Origin of the sequence: Peptoniphilus mikwangii (assembly GCF_000468535.1) — a bacterium.
In the GTDB taxonomy this organism is placed as follows: Bacteria; Bacillota; Clostridia; order Tissierellales; family Peptoniphilaceae; genus Anaerosphaera; species Anaerosphaera mikwangii.
Map to the genome: position 1 here is coordinate 46,505 of NZ_AUQY01000001.1, position 17,363 is coordinate 63,867.

General features: G+C 31.5%; 16 protein-coding genes, 2 tRNA genes and 1 riboswitch. Of the genes, 13 read left to right on the forward strand and 5 right to left on the reverse strand.

Translation table 11 applies throughout. The features are described from left to right. Window positions 1-117: riboswitch (FMN riboswitch) on the forward strand. A gap of 71 nt (window positions 118-188) precedes the next feature. Further along, complete coding sequence (locus M915_RS00255) at window positions 189-797, forward strand: ECF transporter S component (RefSeq protein WP_009222531.1); 609 nt, start codon at window positions 189-191, stop codon at window positions 795-797. A gap of 95 nt (window positions 798-892) precedes the next feature. Here the strand turns inward: M915_RS00255 and M915_RS00260 are convergent. From M915_RS00260 to M915_RS00280, 5 genes are all read right to left on the reverse strand, one after another. Continuing rightward, window positions 893-969: transfer RNA gene (locus M915_RS00260), tRNA-Ile, on the reverse strand. A gap of 31 nt (window positions 970-1,000) precedes the next feature. Then, window positions 1,001-1,075: transfer RNA gene (locus M915_RS00265), tRNA-Trp, on the reverse strand. A gap of 64 nt (window positions 1,076-1,139) precedes the next feature. Then, window positions 1,140-1,730: a helix-hairpin-helix domain-containing protein gene (locus tag M915_RS00270; RefSeq protein WP_036728215.1), complete on the reverse strand. Its 591-nt coding sequence runs from the start codon at window positions 1,728-1,730 to the stop codon at window positions 1,140-1,142. Between the two features lie 27 nt (window positions 1,731-1,757). Continuing rightward, window positions 1,758-2,453, reverse strand: a complete 696-nt coding sequence (deoD, locus tag M915_RS00275) for a purine-nucleoside phosphorylase (protein WP_036728217.1) — start codon at window positions 2,451-2,453, stop codon at window positions 1,758-1,760. A 53-nt stretch (window positions 2,454-2,506) separates the two neighbouring features. After that, a complete protein-coding gene (locus M915_RS00280; protein WP_036728220.1) occupies window positions 2,507-3,430 on the reverse strand; it encodes a ribonuclease H-like domain-containing protein in 924 nt (307 codons plus the stop codon). Window positions 3,431-3,540: 110 nt separating this feature from the next. On the opposite strand from M915_RS00280, the gene M915_RS00285 reads away from it, so the two are divergent. The 12 genes from M915_RS00285 (at window position 3,541) to gatC (ending at window position 17,361) form a co-directional block, all read left to right on the forward strand. After that, a complete protein-coding gene (locus M915_RS00285) occupies window positions 3,541-4,686 on the forward strand; it encodes a cysteine desulfurase family protein (protein ID WP_036728230.1) in 1,146 nt (381 codons plus the stop codon). A 4-nt stretch (window positions 4,687-4,690) separates the two neighbouring features. Continuing rightward, window positions 4,691-5,866 carry a tRNA uracil 4-sulfurtransferase ThiI gene (gene thiI / locus M915_RS00290; RefSeq protein ID WP_036728232.1) on the forward strand — a complete coding sequence of 392 codons (1,176 nt, stop codon included), beginning with the start codon at window positions 4,691-4,693 and terminating at the stop codon, window positions 5,864-5,866. Between the two features lies 1 nt (window position 5,867). Further along, window positions 5,868-6,422, forward strand: a complete 555-nt coding sequence (locus M915_RS00295) for a LemA family protein (RefSeq protein WP_009222525.1) — start codon at window positions 5,868-5,870, stop codon at window positions 6,420-6,422. Between the two features lie 11 nt (window positions 6,423-6,433). Beyond that, a complete protein-coding gene (locus M915_RS00300) occupies window positions 6,434-7,291 on the forward strand; it encodes a TPM domain-containing protein (protein ID WP_036728234.1) in 858 nt (285 codons plus the stop codon). 298 nt (window positions 7,292-7,589) lie between these two features. Continuing rightward, entirely contained in the window at window positions 7,590-8,240 is a 651-nt protein-coding gene (gene cmk / locus M915_RS00305; RefSeq protein WP_036728246.1) for a (d)CMP kinase, read from the forward strand. Beyond that, on the forward strand, window positions 8,230-8,808 hold the full coding sequence (locus tag M915_RS00310) for a lysophospholipid acyltransferase family protein (protein ID WP_036728249.1): 579 nt from the start codon (window positions 8,230-8,232) through the stop codon (window positions 8,806-8,808). The genes cmk and M915_RS00310 overlap by 11 nt, the downstream gene beginning before the upstream one ends. Then, on the forward strand, window positions 8,798-10,840 hold the full coding sequence (locus tag M915_RS00315) for a bifunctional 4-hydroxy-3-methylbut-2-enyl diphosphate reductase/30S ribosomal protein S1 (protein WP_051259756.1): 2,043 nt from the start codon (window positions 8,798-8,800) through the stop codon (window positions 10,838-10,840). Before M915_RS00310 ends, M915_RS00315 begins: the two co-directional genes overlap by 11 nt. Before the next feature lie 136 nt (window positions 10,841-10,976). Next, window positions 10,977-12,155, forward strand: coding sequence for an S-layer homology domain-containing protein (locus tag M915_RS07260; RefSeq protein ID WP_051259757.1), 1,179 nt, complete (start codon window positions 10,977-10,979; stop codon window positions 12,153-12,155). 36 nt (window positions 12,156-12,191) lie between these two features. Further along, complete coding sequence (locus tag M915_RS00325) at window positions 12,192-12,887, forward strand: tRNA threonylcarbamoyladenosine dehydratase (RefSeq protein ID WP_235043742.1); 696 nt, start codon at window positions 12,192-12,194, stop codon at window positions 12,885-12,887. A gap of 11 nt (window positions 12,888-12,898) precedes the next feature. Beyond that, on the forward strand, window positions 12,899-15,091 hold the full coding sequence (locus M915_RS00330) for an ATP-dependent helicase (protein WP_036728252.1): 2,193 nt from the start codon (window positions 12,899-12,901) through the stop codon (window positions 15,089-15,091). 4 nt (window positions 15,092-15,095) lie between these two features. Further along, window positions 15,096-17,090, forward strand: a complete 1,995-nt coding sequence (gene ligA, locus M915_RS00335) for an NAD-dependent DNA ligase LigA (protein WP_036728256.1) — start codon at window positions 15,096-15,098, stop codon at window positions 17,088-17,090. Further along, a complete protein-coding gene (gene gatC / locus M915_RS00340) occupies window positions 17,080-17,361 on the forward strand; it encodes an Asp-tRNA(Asn)/Glu-tRNA(Gln) amidotransferase subunit GatC (protein WP_036728259.1) in 282 nt (93 codons plus the stop codon). The genes ligA and gatC overlap by 11 nt, the downstream gene beginning before the upstream one ends. Window positions 17,362-17,363: the final 2 nt, after the last annotated feature.

Genomic DNA, 17,363 nt, shown 5'->3' on the forward strand with positions numbered 1-17,363 from the left:
AAATATCTTCAGGGCGAGGTGAAAATCCTTGACCGGTGGTAAAGCCCACGAGTCTTTATGGACTGAACTTGTGAAATTCAAGTGCCGACAGTATAGTCTGGATGAAAGAAGGTTGCGATTTATTTTGCAATTATGCCCCGAAGAAGGGGCTTTTTTTAATGCCCAAATAAATCTTTGGAGGGTTATTTATGAACAGTGTAAAAAGTAGCGGTAGAAGTAGAGTTAAGGCGATTAGCAGAATTGGAATGCTTGGTGCAGTTGCATTTGTACTTATGTATTTTCAAGTTCCGCTTGCATTTGTAGCACCAAGTTTTATGAAATTTGATTTTTCAGATTTGCCGATTTTAGTTGGAGCTTTCACAATGGGACCTGTAGCGGCAGTTGCTATTTCAGCTTTAAAGAATGTACTTCACATTTTGATTCAGGGAACACATACAGGAGGTATAGGACCTTTATCAAATTTTATAGTTGGAAGTATATTTGCAGTTACAGCAGGGGTTATATACAGAGGTAATAAGACCTTTAAAAATGCGATTATCGGGCTTACAGTCGGAGTATTGCTTATGACAGCAAGTGCTGTTGTGTCAAACTATTTCTTTATATTTCCGCTTTATGCAAAATTATTTATGCCTATGGAAGCGATAATAGGAGCAGGTTCTGCAATCACTCCTAAAATAAACAGTTTATGGACTATGATGATTTATTCTATTATTCCGTTTAATCTAATTAAGGGATTTGTAGTTTCCATTGTAACAATACTTGTCTATAAGAAGATAAGTCCGCTTTTAAAAGGTTAATTTAATTAAAAAAGTAATCCGATGCTCTGCATCGGATTTTTTTATGTTTAAAAATAAAATTTGAAATAAAAAAAGTGCTTTCGCACTAAGTTTTATGGTGGACCTGGGAGGACTCGAACCTCCGACCTCACGCTTATCAGGCGTGCGCTCTAACCACCTGAGCTACAAGTCCTAAAAGAACCTTGTATTATACAAGGTTTATTTGGCAGGGGTAGCAGGACTTGAACCCACGACACTTGGTTTTGGAGACCAATGTTCTACCACTGAACTATACCCCTAAATTACTATTCACAATAACAAGGTATAGTTTAACAAAAAATTTTAATAATTTCAAGCATTATTTTAATTTACTGTAATAAGTTCTTTAATTTCATTGAACTTTTTTTCTCCAAATCCGGAAACGCTCTTTATATCTTCTATATTTTTAAATTGATTTTTTGTTCTGTAATCAATTATTTTTTTAGCCGTTTTTTCTCCGACTCCGGGTAGAGATGTCAGCATCTGCATATCCGCCGTGTTAATGTTTATTTTTTTATTTTCCGAGATGTATTCGGAGTCAGTATTTTCACCGAATACCGGTATGTAAATTTTATCTTCATCATTTAATTTTTTTGCAAGGTTTATATTATTAATATCAGCATCATCATACATACCGCCTGCCGCATTAACGGCATCAATAACTCTTGAATTTGCAGGAAGACTTATAAGTCCCGGGTTTTTAACTCTGCCACAGACGTGAACATATATTGTCGTATTTTCATCTTGTGTTTTAATGTCTTGTGATAGAGTTAGTACTTCGTTTAGATTTTCAGAGCTATCTATATTTTCTGATTTGCTTTTTTCGTTGTCTATATATATTTTAGCAATAAAAATTAGGAGGATAACGAGTATAGAAGCAATCATTTTAATTTGATTTCTATTTAAATTATTCATTACAACCTCCGAGACAAAATTTACAATTTAGATATTAAGTGCTATTTCCATCATATTAGTGAATGATTTTTCTCTTTCTTCCGATGTTGTTTCTTTATGAGTAACAAGAGAATCTGAAACGGTTAGTATAGTCAGTGCTTTCGCACCGTGTCTTTGTGCATTTGCATAAAGAGCATAGCTTTCCATTTCAACTGCAAGAATATTCATTTTAGCCCAATTTTTCCATTCTTCAGGATTATCATGATAGAAGATATCTGAAGATAGTACATTTCCTACATGAGGAGTAATACCAAGTTTTAAACTTGAATTATATGCTTTTAATAAAAGATCAAAATCTGCGAGCGCACTATAGTTTCCGTTTAAATTATATCCGCTTTGATAATTTGAATTTGTAGATGCTCCTTGTGCAAGTACAATATCAAATAGTTCCAAGTCTTTACTGTAAGCTCCGCAAGAACCGACTCTGATTAAATTTTCAACTCCATAGAATTTAATGAGCTCATAAGAATAAATTCCTATTGACGGAATACCCATTCCGCTTCCCATGACAGAAACTTCCTTTCCGTTGTAAGTTCCTGTATATCCAAGCATATTTCTAACATTAGTTACAAGTTTGGCATCTGTTAAAAAATTTTCTGCAATAAATTTTGCCCTTAACGGATCTCCTGGCATTAAAACTGTTTTAGCAAAAGCTCCATCTTTAGCATTTATATGTGGTGTCATAAAATCCCTCCTGAAAACATTGTATATTAAAAATTAAAGTCTTTCAAGACGGTTTATTGTATAATTTGTTGAGTAAGAGTTTTAGATAGATTTAATATATTTTCAAATAAAATATTGTTTAAATATAAAAGATAAACTCCTCTTGGAGCAGGAAATTCCGTTTTATTTTCTATATCGTAATAATCGCTTGAGAGAATATACTTACATTTTTTATCTTTGCTATAATAATCTTCTCGTATCTCAATGGTGTATGAAAAAATTTTGTTTCTTATTTCTAAATTTTTATTAAAAAGATTATAATTTAAGTTTTTATTGTAGCTTGTAGTTCCCTTTATGGTTAAAAAATTTTTATCAAAAAATATATCTTCAATTATAAAATTATGCTCATCTACATAAAAAATTGATTTATTTTCTATATAATTTATGATTTCAAGTGAATTTAAGAGGCATTCAACGTCGTCTTTGTTATGTTTTAAAATTGAATGGAGCAGCATTTCATTTTTGGTTTGCAAATAAGTTTTGTAGTTGTTACAAACTTCACCACCACTGATAAAGTCACTTCTATTTATGTTTAAAAATTCTTCTATATTCTTTTGTTTGTAGCTTTTTAAATTTAATATATGTTTAAATTTATTTACATAATTGTATAAATCAAAGCTGTTAATTGATAGAGGACTTAGATTATATTCTGTCAGTTTTGAGTTTATAAACGGAATATCAAATCTATTTCCGTTGTATGTGATGATATTTTTTCCATTTAAATTTAGAGATTTAAGTAAATTTAACTCTTCTTTTAAATTTTCTGCAAATAGCAGTTTTGTTTTAGTATTCTTGTCTATTTCTATTATTCCTATTAAAAAAATTGCATCGTATTTTCTTGACAGGCCTGTAGTTTCTATATCAAGCACAATACTATTTTTGAAATTTTTCAATATGTATTCATTTTTAATTTCTAAATCAAATAATAATTCTTTCATTTTTTTATTCACCACACTTTAAATTATCTTAATTGTACTCTATAATGTTTATATTGACAATAATTAGCTATTATAGTGAAATAAGGGTTAATTTTATTAAAGGAGATAGTATGATTTATTTAGATAATTGTGCAACTACAAAACCGAGGGAAGAAGTAGTTGAAGCTGTTGTTTCCGCACTTAAAGATGACTTTGCAAATCCGTCGTCACTGCACAGGTTTGGGCATGAAATAGAAAAAAAGATCGATGTTGCAAGAGAAAATCTTGCAAGGCTTGTAAATGTATCGCCGAGTGAAATATATTTTACATCCAGCGGAACTGAAAGCAATAATATTGCGTTGCATGGATTTATAAATAAAAATAAAAGACTTGGAAATAAGATAATAACAACAAAGATAGAACATGCATCTGTACTTGAACAACTTAGAAGTTATGTTGATAAGGGTTTTGAAGTAGTAGAGATAGGTGTAGATGAAAATGCAAATTTAGATTTAGACAACTTGTATAGGGAAATAGATGACAATACGATAGTAGTTGGGTTATTTCATGTAAATAATGAAATTGGAACTGTAAATCCTATCGAAGAAATAGTCAAAAAAATTAAATCTATAAACAAAAATGTGCTTGTTCACATAGACGGGGTTCAAGCTATTGGAAAGATAGATGTGGATCTTAGAAAAATAGGTTGTGATTCGTATTCTATGAGCGGTCATAAAATTTATGGTCCTAAGGGAATAGGAGCACTATATTTAAAATCAAATGTAAAGATAAATTCTCTTGTAATTGGAGGAGGACAGGAAAGCGGACTCAGATCCGGAACTGAAAATGTACCAGGGATACTTGGGTTCGGGATTGCAGCTAAGATTATAAAAGAAAATTTCTCTAAGGAGCACAATCATGCTGTAGAAATAAAAAAATATTTGATAAATTCATTAAATACCATAGGTGATATAAAAATTAACACTCCTGAAAATTCATCACCATATATAGTTTCGGTGTCGATTAAAGATACAAGAGCAGAAGTGTTGTTGCATTATTTAGAACAGGATGAAATATATGTATCAACCGCATCCGCCTGCACATCAAATGGAACACATAAGAGTCATGTGCTTGAGGCAATGGGGATTAAGCGAGAATATGCGGAAGGAACAATCAGAATATGCAGTTCAAAAGATATAACAATTGAAGATATAGATTTATTTATAGACAGATTGAAATTTTATGTTAATGAAATTAGAAGTATAATGAAAAGGTGATTAAGTGGATAGAGTTATAAGTATAAGCCTTGGCGAAGTAATGCTTAAAGGGAAAAACAGAAAAAATTTTATAGACAAAATAGTAGGACAAGTAAAAAGAGCAATAGCAGATATAGGTTATGAAAAAATATTTAATGATATGGGAAAAATTTATATACTTGCAGATTATGAGTCTTTTGAAAGTATAATAAAAAGAGTTCAGCATGTGTTTGGAATAGTATATATAAGTCCTTGTATAAGAATAAAGAGAAATTCGGATGAATTTGAGAAAGCTGTGCTTGAAGTTGTAAAAGAAGCTATGGAGAAAAATTCAGATATCAGAACTTTTAAGGCACATACAAAAAGGGCGGATAAAAATTATGAATTAAAATCAATGGATATAAATAATAAAATTGGGGGAATAGTACTTAAAAATACAGAGCTTAAAGTAGATGTTCACAATCCTGATTTATATGTATACTGCGATGTAAAAGAAGATATATATTTTTATACTCAAAGATACAAGGCGCACGGAGGACTTCCGATTGGAACAAACGGCAGAGGGCTGTTGTTATTATCGGGAGGAATAGATTCACCGGTTGCAGGTTTTTTAATGGCAAAAAGAGGAGTACAAATAGATGCTCTTCATTTTCACTCATATCCTTTTACATCGGATAGGGCTGAAGAAAAGGTTCATAACCTTGCGAAGATTTTATCGGCATATACGGGAAATCTTACAATATATTCAGTAAATTTGCTTCCGATTCAAAAGGAAATAAATAAAAATTGTCCGGAAGATGAAATGACTATAATATCAAGAAGATTTATGATGAGGATTGCGGAGAAGATTTCTGATAAAAATGGGTATAATTCGATAATAACAGGTGAAAATTTAGGACAGGTTGCATCTCAGACAATAGATGGGTTAAACGTAACAAATAGAATAACGGATAGACTTATATTTAGACCTTTGATAGGTTTAGATAAGGTTGATATTATGGATATAGCTAAAAAAATAGGAACATACGAGACATCAATACTTCCATTTGAAGATTGCTGTACAGTATTCTTACCGAAACATCCTTCATTAAAACCGAGATTATCCGATATTGAAAAGTCTGAAGAACCGCTTAATGTAGAAGAACTTGTTAATAATGCAATTTCTGAAATGAAAATTGTAAAGATTAAGCAGGAGGCATAAAATGAAGAAAATTATAGTTTTTATTTTAGCAGTAGTTGTAATTGTTGGAGGATTGTTAGTTCCGAAGTACAATAAACTTGTAACACTTGATAATGAAGTTGATGCAGCATATTCACAAGTTCAAGTGGTAATAAAAAGGCGTGCTGATTTAATTCCGAACTTAGTCGAAACTGTTAAAGGATATGCGTCTCATGAAGAAGAAACATTCCTTAAAGTAGTAGAGGCGAGAAATAAAGTTCAAAATGCACAAAATCCCGAAGAACTTTCTAAAGCGGATAATGAACTAACAAGTGCAATATCAAAATTAAATGTAGTAGTTGAAAACTATCCGGAGCTTAAAGCAAATCAAAATTTCTTGGATTTACAAGCTCAATTAGAGGGAACAGAAAATAGAATAGCTACAGAGAGAGGAAGATATAACGAAACCGTTAAGGAGTACAACGAAGTTGTGAGATCTTTTCCGATGAATTTATTTGCAAAAGCTTTTGGATTTGAAAAAAAGGGATATTTTGAGGCTAATCCGGAAGATCAACAAGCACCGGATGTTAAATTTTAGAGGATAAGACCATGAAAAACATTAGGAGATTTATATTTTTAACAGTTTGTTTGCTTTTATTTTCGACAAATGTATTTGCCGCAGCATCATTAGATAAAATATTGGTATCTCCATCAGCTGCAAGAGGTTGTGTATATGATGAGGTTAATATTTTAAGTGATGAAAATATAGAATATATAAACAATACCAATAGTGATTTGCAGAATAAGACAAAGGGACAAATTGCAGTTGTAATAATAAATTCTCTTGAAAATTATGATATTGAGCAGTATGCTACAAAGCTGTTTGAAAAATGGAAAATAGGTGATGAAAAACAAGACAATGGAGTTTTGATTTTATTTGCCATTGATGACAGAAAAATGAGGATTGAAACCGGATACGGAGCTGAAGGATTTATACCGGATGCTTATGCATCAAGAACAATAAGAAATATGGCGGAAATTTTCAAAAGAAACAGCAATGAATCTGACAAATCCAAAATGTATCAAGATGGAATAATGGAAGGTTATAATGAAATACTGTCACATTATGCAAAAGAGTATGGAGTTGAAATTGAAAATATAAAACAACCGATGTATGGTGAATACTTGGAATATTCTGAATATAAAAATGAAGATGAATTAACATTCAGCGAGGATATGATTATATTTGTAATTATTATATTGATAGTAATTACATCAAATATGATTAAACCTCGAAAAAAAGGAAAGCGACGCAGATATCATGACCATGATTTTTTTGGTGGAGGTTCGTTTAGAGGCTCATCAGGCGGTTCATTTAGAGGTTCGTCCGGTGGAGGTTCATTTGGCGGCGGTTTTTCAGGTAGAGGCGGTTCATCCGGCGGTGGCGGTGCCAGCGGAGGTTGGTAAGAATATAGAGGATAGGATTAAATATTTGAACCTATCCTTTTTTATTATTTTTATAAGTTCATTTAGATTTTTAATGATTTTCAGTGGAAGTATTTCAAAAAAATTTGAGCTTATTTCAGCACACATATTATCCTGTTTTTAAATATTATGTAAACAATCAGCTTGTTATTTTATATATGTTAAGTTATAATATTAAGCGTAGATTAAGTGTTTCTTAAAGAGTGAAGGGTATTACTATTTGTTGAAAAGAATAATTTTGAGATCACTGATATTTCAGTGATTTTTTTATGGAGGAATAATGTATTCAGTTGCAATAGATGGTCCTGCGGGCAGCGGGAAAAGTACAGTAGCAAAAATGTTGGCAAAGGAGCTTGACATTTCGTATATAGATACGGGAGCTATGTATAGAGCAATAGCATATAAGGCGAAAAAAAATTCGGCAATAACTGAAGAAGACATAAAAAAACTTCTTATAGAGACGGATATTGATTATAAAGATGGAAAGATTTATCTTGATGGAGATGATATCTCTGAAAATATAAGAACTGAAGAAATTTCTAAAATGGCATCCGATATTTCTAAGTATAAATTTGTGAGAGAATTTTTAGTTTTTATACAGCAAAAAATTGCAAAGAAAATTTCTGTCGTAATGGAGGGCAGAGATATAGGTACTGTTGTCCTTAAAGATGCAAAGTATAAGTTTTTTTTAACAGCAACGGTTGATATCAGGGCAAAAAGAAGATATGAACAGCTTTTAGAAAAGGGAGAAATTGCGGATTTTGAAATGATAAGAGAAGATTTAATTAATAGGGATTATAATGATTCTCACAGAGAAAATTCACCGCTAAAAAAAGCTGATGATGCGTATTTGGTAGATAATAGCAATTTGGATTTAAGGCAGACACTTGATTATATGTTAGATATTATAAGGGGTAAAAATGTTTTATAGGATAATCAGATTTATTTTATTCGTTTTTTTTAAAATCTTTTTTGGATTTGAGGTAATAGGGATTGAAAATTTGCCTGAAGATAGACCTCTTTTGATATGTCCCAATCATAAGAGTAATTGGGACCCTGCTTTTATAGATGCTTGTTTAAAACATAAGATATACTGGATGGCAAAAAAAGAGCTTTGGAGAAATAAGCTTGTAGGAAAGTTTATAGAGGCAATGGGAGCTTTTCCGGTTGATAGACAGACAGCAGATGTAAAATCTGTAAAAAATGCGCTCAGAATTTTAAAAAATGGTGAGATTGTCGGAATATTTCCTGAGGGAACAAGAGTAAGAAAAATAGATTATTCAATGGCAAAGCCGGGCGTTGCTATGATAGCGCATAGGGCAAGAACATTAATCGTTCCGATGTATATTGACGGGAATTATAAGCTGTTTAAAAAAATGAAACTTGTTATAAAAGAGCCAATTGATATAAGAGATTTGGAAAAACAAGATATAGAGCAATATGAGAGTATAGCTTCTGATATATTGAAAACCATTTACAATGGAGTTGATGGAAATTAAAGTAACAGTTGCAAAAAATGCAGGATTTTGCGGCGGAGTAAAAAGAGCTGTAAAGCTTGCTATGGATAATGCCGATGAGGGAGTATATTCTTTAGGAGAATTAGTTCACAACAGAAGAGTAGTAGACGATTTACGCAAGCTTGGGGTTAAGCAGATAGATAATGTGGATGGGATTAAAAATTCAAAAGTTATAATAAGGTCTCACGGTGTTCATAAGTCGGTAATAGATAAACTGAAAAATTCAAATAATGAGATAGTTGACTGTGTTTGTAAAAAGGTATCTATGATTTATGATATAGTAAATGAGAATTATAACAAAGGGTATAATATAGTTATATTCGGAATGAAGGAACATCCTGAAATTATAGGGATAAATTCATATTGTAATGATAGTGCAACTATAATAGAAAATGAAACTGATATTGAAAAAATTCCCGATGGAAAACTTTGTGTAGTATCGCAAACTACAAACAATGAAGAAAGATATAAAAAATTAATAAATCTTATAAAAGATATTTCAAAAGATGAAGTTTTAGTTTATAATACTATATGTAGTGCAACTAAAAATAGGCAACAGAGTGTATTGGAATTATCAAAAGAAGTAGAAGCTATGATTGTACTTGGAGGAAAAAACAGTTCCAATACTAAAAAACTTGCTGATGTTGCAAAGCTACACTGTAAAAATGTATATTTATTAGAGTCGATAGAGGACCTTGAATATAGTAAATTTAAAAAATTTAATAAAATAGGTATTGCCGCGGGTGCATCCACACCTGATTCGGTGATCAAGGAGGCTGTTAGTAGTATGGAAAATTTTGACAACAATGAAATGATGGAAGCGATTGAGAACTCTTTTAAGAAAATTAGAAGAGGAGAGGTAGTTGAAGGTGAAGTACTTTTCGTAAACGAAAATGAAGTTATGGTTAATATCGGATACAGATCCGACGGAATAATTTCAAGAGAAGAACTTTCAAACGACCCTGAAGTTAAACCATCAGATTTATTTAAACCGGGAGATAAAATCCAAGTTTATGTATTAAAGATTGATGATGGTGATGGTAATGTTGTACTTTCATCTAAGAGAGTGGAAAACATTAAGGTATGGGATGAAGTTGAAGAAAAATTCAACAACAAGGAAAGAGTAACTGCAAAAGTTAAATCAGTTGTAAAAGGCGGTTTAACTGCTGAATTTAATGGAGTAAATGCATTTATTCCTGCATCACATGCATCAGTTAGATTCCAAAGAGATTTGTCAAAATATGTTGGTCAAGAATTCGTATGTGATATTATAGATTTTGATAAATCAAAGAGGAAAGTCGTTTTATCAAGAAAGAATGTAGAAGCTGAAGAATTAGAAGCAAAGAGAAAATCAGTTTATGAATCTTTACAAGAAGGCGACGTAATAGAAGGAACAGTTCAAAGACTTACAAATTTCGGCGCATTTATAGATTTAGGCGGAGTAGACGGACTAATTCACATTTCAGAATTATCTTGGAACAGAGTAAAACATCCTGCTGATGTAGTAGCACCAGGACAAAAAGTAGAAGTTCAAGTTTTAACAGTAGATGAAGAAAAGAATAGAATTGCTCTTGGCTTAAAACAAACTACTAAAAAACCATGGGATATTTTTGTAAGCACAACACAAGTTGGAGATGTAGTTGAAGGTAAAGTAGTAAACCTACTTGAATTCGGTGCATTTATAAGACTTGAATCAGGAGTAGACGGACTTCTACACGTTTCTCAAATATCTAAAGAACATGTTGAAAAACCTGCTGATAAGCTTACTATGGGCGAAGAAGTTACAGTTAAAATTACTGACATTGATGAAGAAAACAAAAAGATTTCTCTATCAATGAAAGCATTAATTGAAGATGAAGAGCCTGAAGAAGTGGTTGAAGAAGTTGTTTCTGAAGAACCTGTTGTTGAAAAAGTTGAAGAAGAAGTAGTTGAAGAAAAAGTTGAAGCTCCAAAGCAAGAAGAATTTAATACAACTATCGGAGATCTTTTCGGAAATATTAATTTAGAAAATTAATGAATTTAAAATCGCAAGTTATCTTGCGATTTTTTATGCTCTATATTAGCTAAAAATTATTTTAATTACAGCTAATATAGAGCATTTTTATTTCTTATGAGCTATGCTTATGTTATAATAGTCATTGGAGGTTATTATGACAAAAAATACTAAAAAAATATTTGCTGCAACTTTAATTGGGGCAGTTTTAATTTCAAATACAGTATATGCAAAAGCTTTTAGTGATGTAGAACAAAATGGAGCCTATTCGTGGGTGTATTCTTCTTTGGATAAGTTATCAAATAGAGGAGTTTTCGGCGGATATCCCGACAATACTTTTAAGCCTTATAGAGCGGTCAGCTTTTTAGAAGTAATGCAAGTTATTAAGAATATAAAAAATCCTTCTGAAGAAGAACTGAAAGCTTCCAGAGATAAATATGAAACGGAAGCACTTCAGCAAGGCGTTCCGAATTGGGCATTAGAATCCGTGTGTTATAATTTGTCAATTAACTCAATAACAATTAATACTATTAAATCGGCTAATGAAAAAGGTTTTTTAAGAGCAGTAAATACAGTTTATCCTGATAGAAATTCAGTAACGGTGTATTTCGGAAGAGCCTTCGGTTTTGACGGAAATGGAGATAGAAGTCTTTTAAAACATTCCGATTTGGACAATGTAGCTGAAATGACAAAAGGATATCTTGCAAATTTAGTTGGAGCAAGTATCTATTCCGATACCGGAAGTGATGGCAAATTTAATGGTAGCAGCTTTATAAGAAGAGCTGAAGTTGCAGTTATAGCAGATAGAGCTTTAACATATTTGGAGTCTAATTCTAAAAATGATAAAAAAGACGATTCGGAATTAAAAATTGATGATGTAAGCGGAATTGTAAGTAATGTAGTTGCAGAATCTGCACAACAATATGGCAGTATAACTATTTCTGATAAAGAATATAAAATGAATATTCAAAATGTGGTTGTAGTCGATCCTAACGGACTTTATAATCCGCCTGAATTATCTACTTTAAAAGATAAAAATGTATCTGCTAAAATAAAGGACGGAGAGATTATATATATTACAATTTTGAGCTCAAATGCAAGTAGTACTGTCAATACAAATTCTAATATTGTAGAAATGACGGGAAAAGTTATTTCAATAACATCTGAAAGTGATGGAAATTTAGTTGAAATAAGAGTTTTAGTTTCGGACAGTAAGTATATTGAGTCGGGTAGTGTAATAACAATAAAAACTAAAAATAGTTATAAACTCGATCAAATTTTAAATATTAAGGGTAATATTGTTGACTCTAAGCTTGCTAATATAGAAGTTAATTAGGTGAAGGGGAACCTTCACTTTTTACGTGAGGTAGTTGTGGAAATTTTTAATCGTAGTGAAATGGTAATAGGAAGAGAAAATATAAACAGACTTCAAGATTCTTCGGTTCTCGTATTTGGACTTGGAGGTGTCGGCGGAAGTTTGTGTGAGGCACTTATAAGAGCCGGAATAGGGAAAATAGGCATAGTAGATAGGGATATTGTAGATGTGACAAATATAAACAGGCAAGTAATAGCGACACAAAATACAGTTGGAATGAAAAAAACTGATGCCATGTATGATAGGCTCATATCTATAAATCCTGTGGTAAAGATAGAAAAATATCATATAAATTTAAACGAAGATACTATTTCACGATTTAATTTTTCAAACTATGATTATATAGCTGATGCAATAGACACTGTAAGTGCAAAAATATTACTTGCCAAGATATGCTATGAAAATAACCATAAGTTGATTTCAGCAATGGGTACGGGAAATAAAATTAATCCTGCAATGCTTGAAGTCAGTGATATAAAAAAGACAAGTGTGTGTCCTCTTGCAAGAGTTATGAGAAGAGAACTGAAAAATAGAGGAATAGAAAAACTGAAGGTAGTATATTCAAGGGAGGAACCTATAAATACCAAATTTAAGCTTGAAAAAGCATCAACTCCGGGTTCGATGTCCTTTGTTCCGCCGGTATGCGGAATTATAATGGCTTCAGAGATAGTTAAAGAACTTATAGTACTATAATGGGTGAAAAAATGATTTATAGAGATTTGAATAACAAGCAAAGTGAAGCGTTGTTAAAAACAGAAGGACCTGTTCTTATTTTGGCAGGAGCAGGTTCCGGAAAAACAAAAGTTGTAACTAATAAAATAGCATATTTGATAGATGAAAAGAGAGTATATCCGTCAAGTATATTGGCAATTACATTTACTAATAAAGCTGCAAATGAAATGAAAGAGAGAGTTGCAAAACTCATAGATGTAAATGTTGATGCAATGTGGATTGGTACATTTCACTCTATTTGTCTTAGAATTTTGAGAAGAAATATAGAGAGAATTGATTATTCCTCAAATTTTTCAATTTATGACAGAGATGACCAAAATACTGTCATAAGAGATTGTATAAAGGAACTTAATCTAAACAAGGAAATGTATAAAAATAAGAGTATAATTGTAAAAATATCCGAGCTTAAAAATCAGGATATAAAGCCGGATGAATTTATAAACGCAAATTATATGGACTTTTTCAATAGAAATGTTGGAGAAATTTATAATTTGTATGAAAAAAAGCTGAAGGATAATAATGCTCTTGATTTTGATGATATATTAATAAAAACGGTTGAACTTTTTGAAAATAATGAAGATATTAAAAATTATTATCAGGATAAGTTTAAGTACATATTTGTTGACGAATATCAGGATACAAATATGATTCAGTATAGACTCATAAAGCTTCTTTGTAATGCAAGTCCAAACTTGACTGTAGTAGGAGATAATGACCAGTCGATTTATAAATGGAGAGGTGCTGATATCAGCAATATATTGAATTTTGAAAAGGACTTTAAAGATGCTAAGGTAATATTGCTTGAACAAAATTATAGATCAACTTCAAAGATACTTAATGTTGCAAATTCTGTAATAAAAAATAACGGAAACAGAAAAGACAAAAATTTATGGACTGATAATGGAGTAGGAGAAGACGTTGTATACAGAGTTTTTAGGCACTCACAGGAAGAAGAACAGGCTGTTACGACAAAGATGCTTCAACTTAATTATAAAGGACATGCATTTTCGGATATGGCAATATTATACAGAACAAATGCTCAGTCAAGAGGATTTGAAGAGGCTCTTATAAGAGAAAAAATTCCATATAAAATTGTGGGCGGTCTTCGATTCTATGACAGAAAAGAAGTTAAGGATATAATAGCGTATTTAAAAGTTATTCAAAATACTGCTGATGATGTTGCTATAAATAGAATTATAAATGTGCCGAAAAGAGGCATAGGAGCTCAATCAATAGAAGATATGTCGAAATATGCCGATGAAAATTTTATCAGCTTATTCAGTGTAATAGATGGCATAGAAGAAAATGAACAGCTGAATTTGAGATCTAAGAAAAATGTAAAAGAATTTGCAAATTTAATCAATTTGTTGAGATTAAATGCTCAGGAGTTAAGCGTTTCAAAGTTAATTGAAAAAGTTATTTATGAATCCGGCTATATATCTGATCTTGAGGCGGAAAATACCGTTGAAGCGAGAAGCAGAATTGATAATATAAAGGAATTGATATCAACTGCGGTTGATTTTGAAAGAAATAATCCGCTTGGAAATTTAGAAGAATTTTTATCCGGAATAAGTCTTTTGTCCGATGTTGACAAGACGAGTCCGGATGCATCGGCGGTGAAATTAATGACTATTCATTCGGCAAAGGGACTTGAGTTTAAAATAGTTTTTTTGGTTGGAATGGAAGAGGGATTATTTCCGACTTCAAGAGCTCTTGATGATGAAGAGGATATTGAAGAAGAAAGGCGTCTTTGTTATGTAGGAGTTACAAGAGCGGAAAAATATCTATATATAAGTTCATCTCAGACGAGAACTCTATATGGAAAAACATCACCTTGCTTAGAATCGAGATTTATAAAAGAAATGGAAGATACAATAACAAAAATTATACCTGAAAAGGAAACATATGAATCTAAAAAGAACTTAGTTGAAGTAAGTGATTTCATAAGCTATAATGCAAATAGAGTGAAAAGTGTTCCGAAAAAAGAAAAGAAAACAGATGTTGATGTTAAAGTTGGAGATAAAATAGTTCATAAAAAATGGGGAGAAGGAATGATAGTTTCGAAGATTTCCAAGAATGACGATTTTGAAATTGTTATTTCATTTGAGGGTAAGGGTCTTAAAAAACTTATGCTCTCACTTGCTCCGATAAGTTTGGTGAAATGAGAATATGGAAATAATTGATAGAATTAGAGAGCTCATTGATAAAGTAAATAAGCTTAACTATCATTACTATACATTAGATGACCCTATTGTGAGTGATGCTGAATATGATGAACTTTACTATGAGTTAAAAAAGCTTGAAGATGAAAATAAAATTATATTGCCGAATTCTCCCACTACAAGAGTTGGAGGAGAGGTGCTGTCAAAATTTGAAAAGCATACTCACATAGCACCTCTATATTCACTTGACAAAGCTCAAAGTTATGAAGAACTCAGAATATGGCATGAGAGGAATCTAAAAGCTCTGCAGTCATATAGAGCAAGCGGAAAAAATATAGAAAATCTTAAATATGTAGTAGAACTTAAATTTGACGGACTTACTATAAACTTAACTTATGAAGACGGCTATTTAAAAATGGCATCTACACGAGGGAACGGATTCATAGGAGAGGAGATACTTCCTCAAATAAAAACTATTTATTCAATTCCGCTTGAAATACCGTATAAAGGGCTTATGGAAGTTCAGGGTGAAGGACTTATGCCGTTAAGTTCACTTGAAAAATTTAACAGAACTCATGACGAGCAGTTAAAAAATGCAAGAAATGCAGCGGCGGGAGCATTGAGAAATTTAGATCCGAAAGTTACAAAATCAAGAAATTTAACCGCATTTTTTTATAATGTCGGATATATTAAAGATGACAGATTTAGAGATGATTCAGAAATGAAAAAATTTCTAAGAGACAACGGATTTAGAGTGAATGAGAACAATTATATTTGTAAAAATTTAGATGAAGTTATAGAAAAAATAGAAAAGATAGGTTCTATTAGAGAATCACTTGATATATTGATTGATGGGGTAACTATAAAAATAAATGATATGGAAACCAGAGACTTACTTGGATTTACAAATAAATTTCCAAGATGGGCAATAGCATATAAATTTGAGGCGAAAGAAGTTTCTACAAAGTTATTGGATGTAGTTTGGAATGTGGGAAGAACTTCTAAAGTTACACCGTCTGCAATTCTTCAACCGGTTGAAATTGGCGGAGTAACAATAAAAAAAGCAACACTTAATAACTATGATGATATTTTAAAAAAGAAAGTCAGAATAAACGGAAGAGTTTTATTAAGACGTTCAAATGACGTAATTCCGGAAATTTTAGGAGCACTTCCAACTGAAGAAGAAACAATTGAAATAGAAATGCCGAAATATTGTCCGTCATGCGGCGCGGAACTGTTTAAAGACGGAGTTCATATATTTTGCCCGAATACACTATCATGCGTACCTCAATTAGTTTCAAGACTTACTCATTTTGCATCAAGAGATGCAATGAATATTGAGGGTCTAAGTGAAATGACGATATCAAAACTGCTGAATGAACTTGATATTCGCGAAATTCCGCAGATATATGAATTGGAAAAACAAGATTTATTAAAGCTTGAAGGCTTTAAGGAAAAGAGAGCGAACAATTTGATAAGTGCAATAGCTGATAGTAAAATAAGACCGTTGCCGAATTTCATATACTCTCTTGGAATTAATAATGTAGGTATAAAAACAGCATACGATCTTGCAAATAAATTTAAAGATTTTGATTTATTAAGGCAAGCAAAGTATGATGAACTTGTAGATATAGATGATATTGGACCTATAACAGCCAAAGAAATAGTGGAATTTTTTAATGACAAGCATATAGAAAAATCTATCGACAGACTGTTTGAACTTGGAGTAAGTCCTAAATTTGAAGAGAGTACTGATGAAGAGACATATTTTAAAGATAAGAGAATTGTAATAACGGGAACTCTTTCAATTCCGAGAAAGGAACTTGAAAATATGTTGATAAAATTTGGAGCTAAAATCAGTTCTTCGGTAAGTAAAAATACCGATTTTGTTATTGCAGGTGAAGATGCGGGTTCTAAATACGATAAGGCTATTAATTTAGGCATTGAAATAATAGATGAGAATAAATTAAGAGAACTTTTAGGAGGAAAATATGGAGCGTAGTGAAATTAAGCATATTGCAGATATTGCTCAAATTGATTTTACAGATGATGAATTAGATAAGTTTCAAGAAAATTTTTCGGAAACATTTGAACTTATAGATAATATAAGAAAAATTGATACTGAAAATCTTGAAACAACTTTTCAGGTTAATGATACTGTAAATAATTTAAGAGAAGATGGAGCTCATGCGAGCCTAAGCCAAGAAGATGCTATAAGAAATACATTAGATGAAAAATATGGATATTTTAAAATAATAAAGTTTGTGGAATAGGA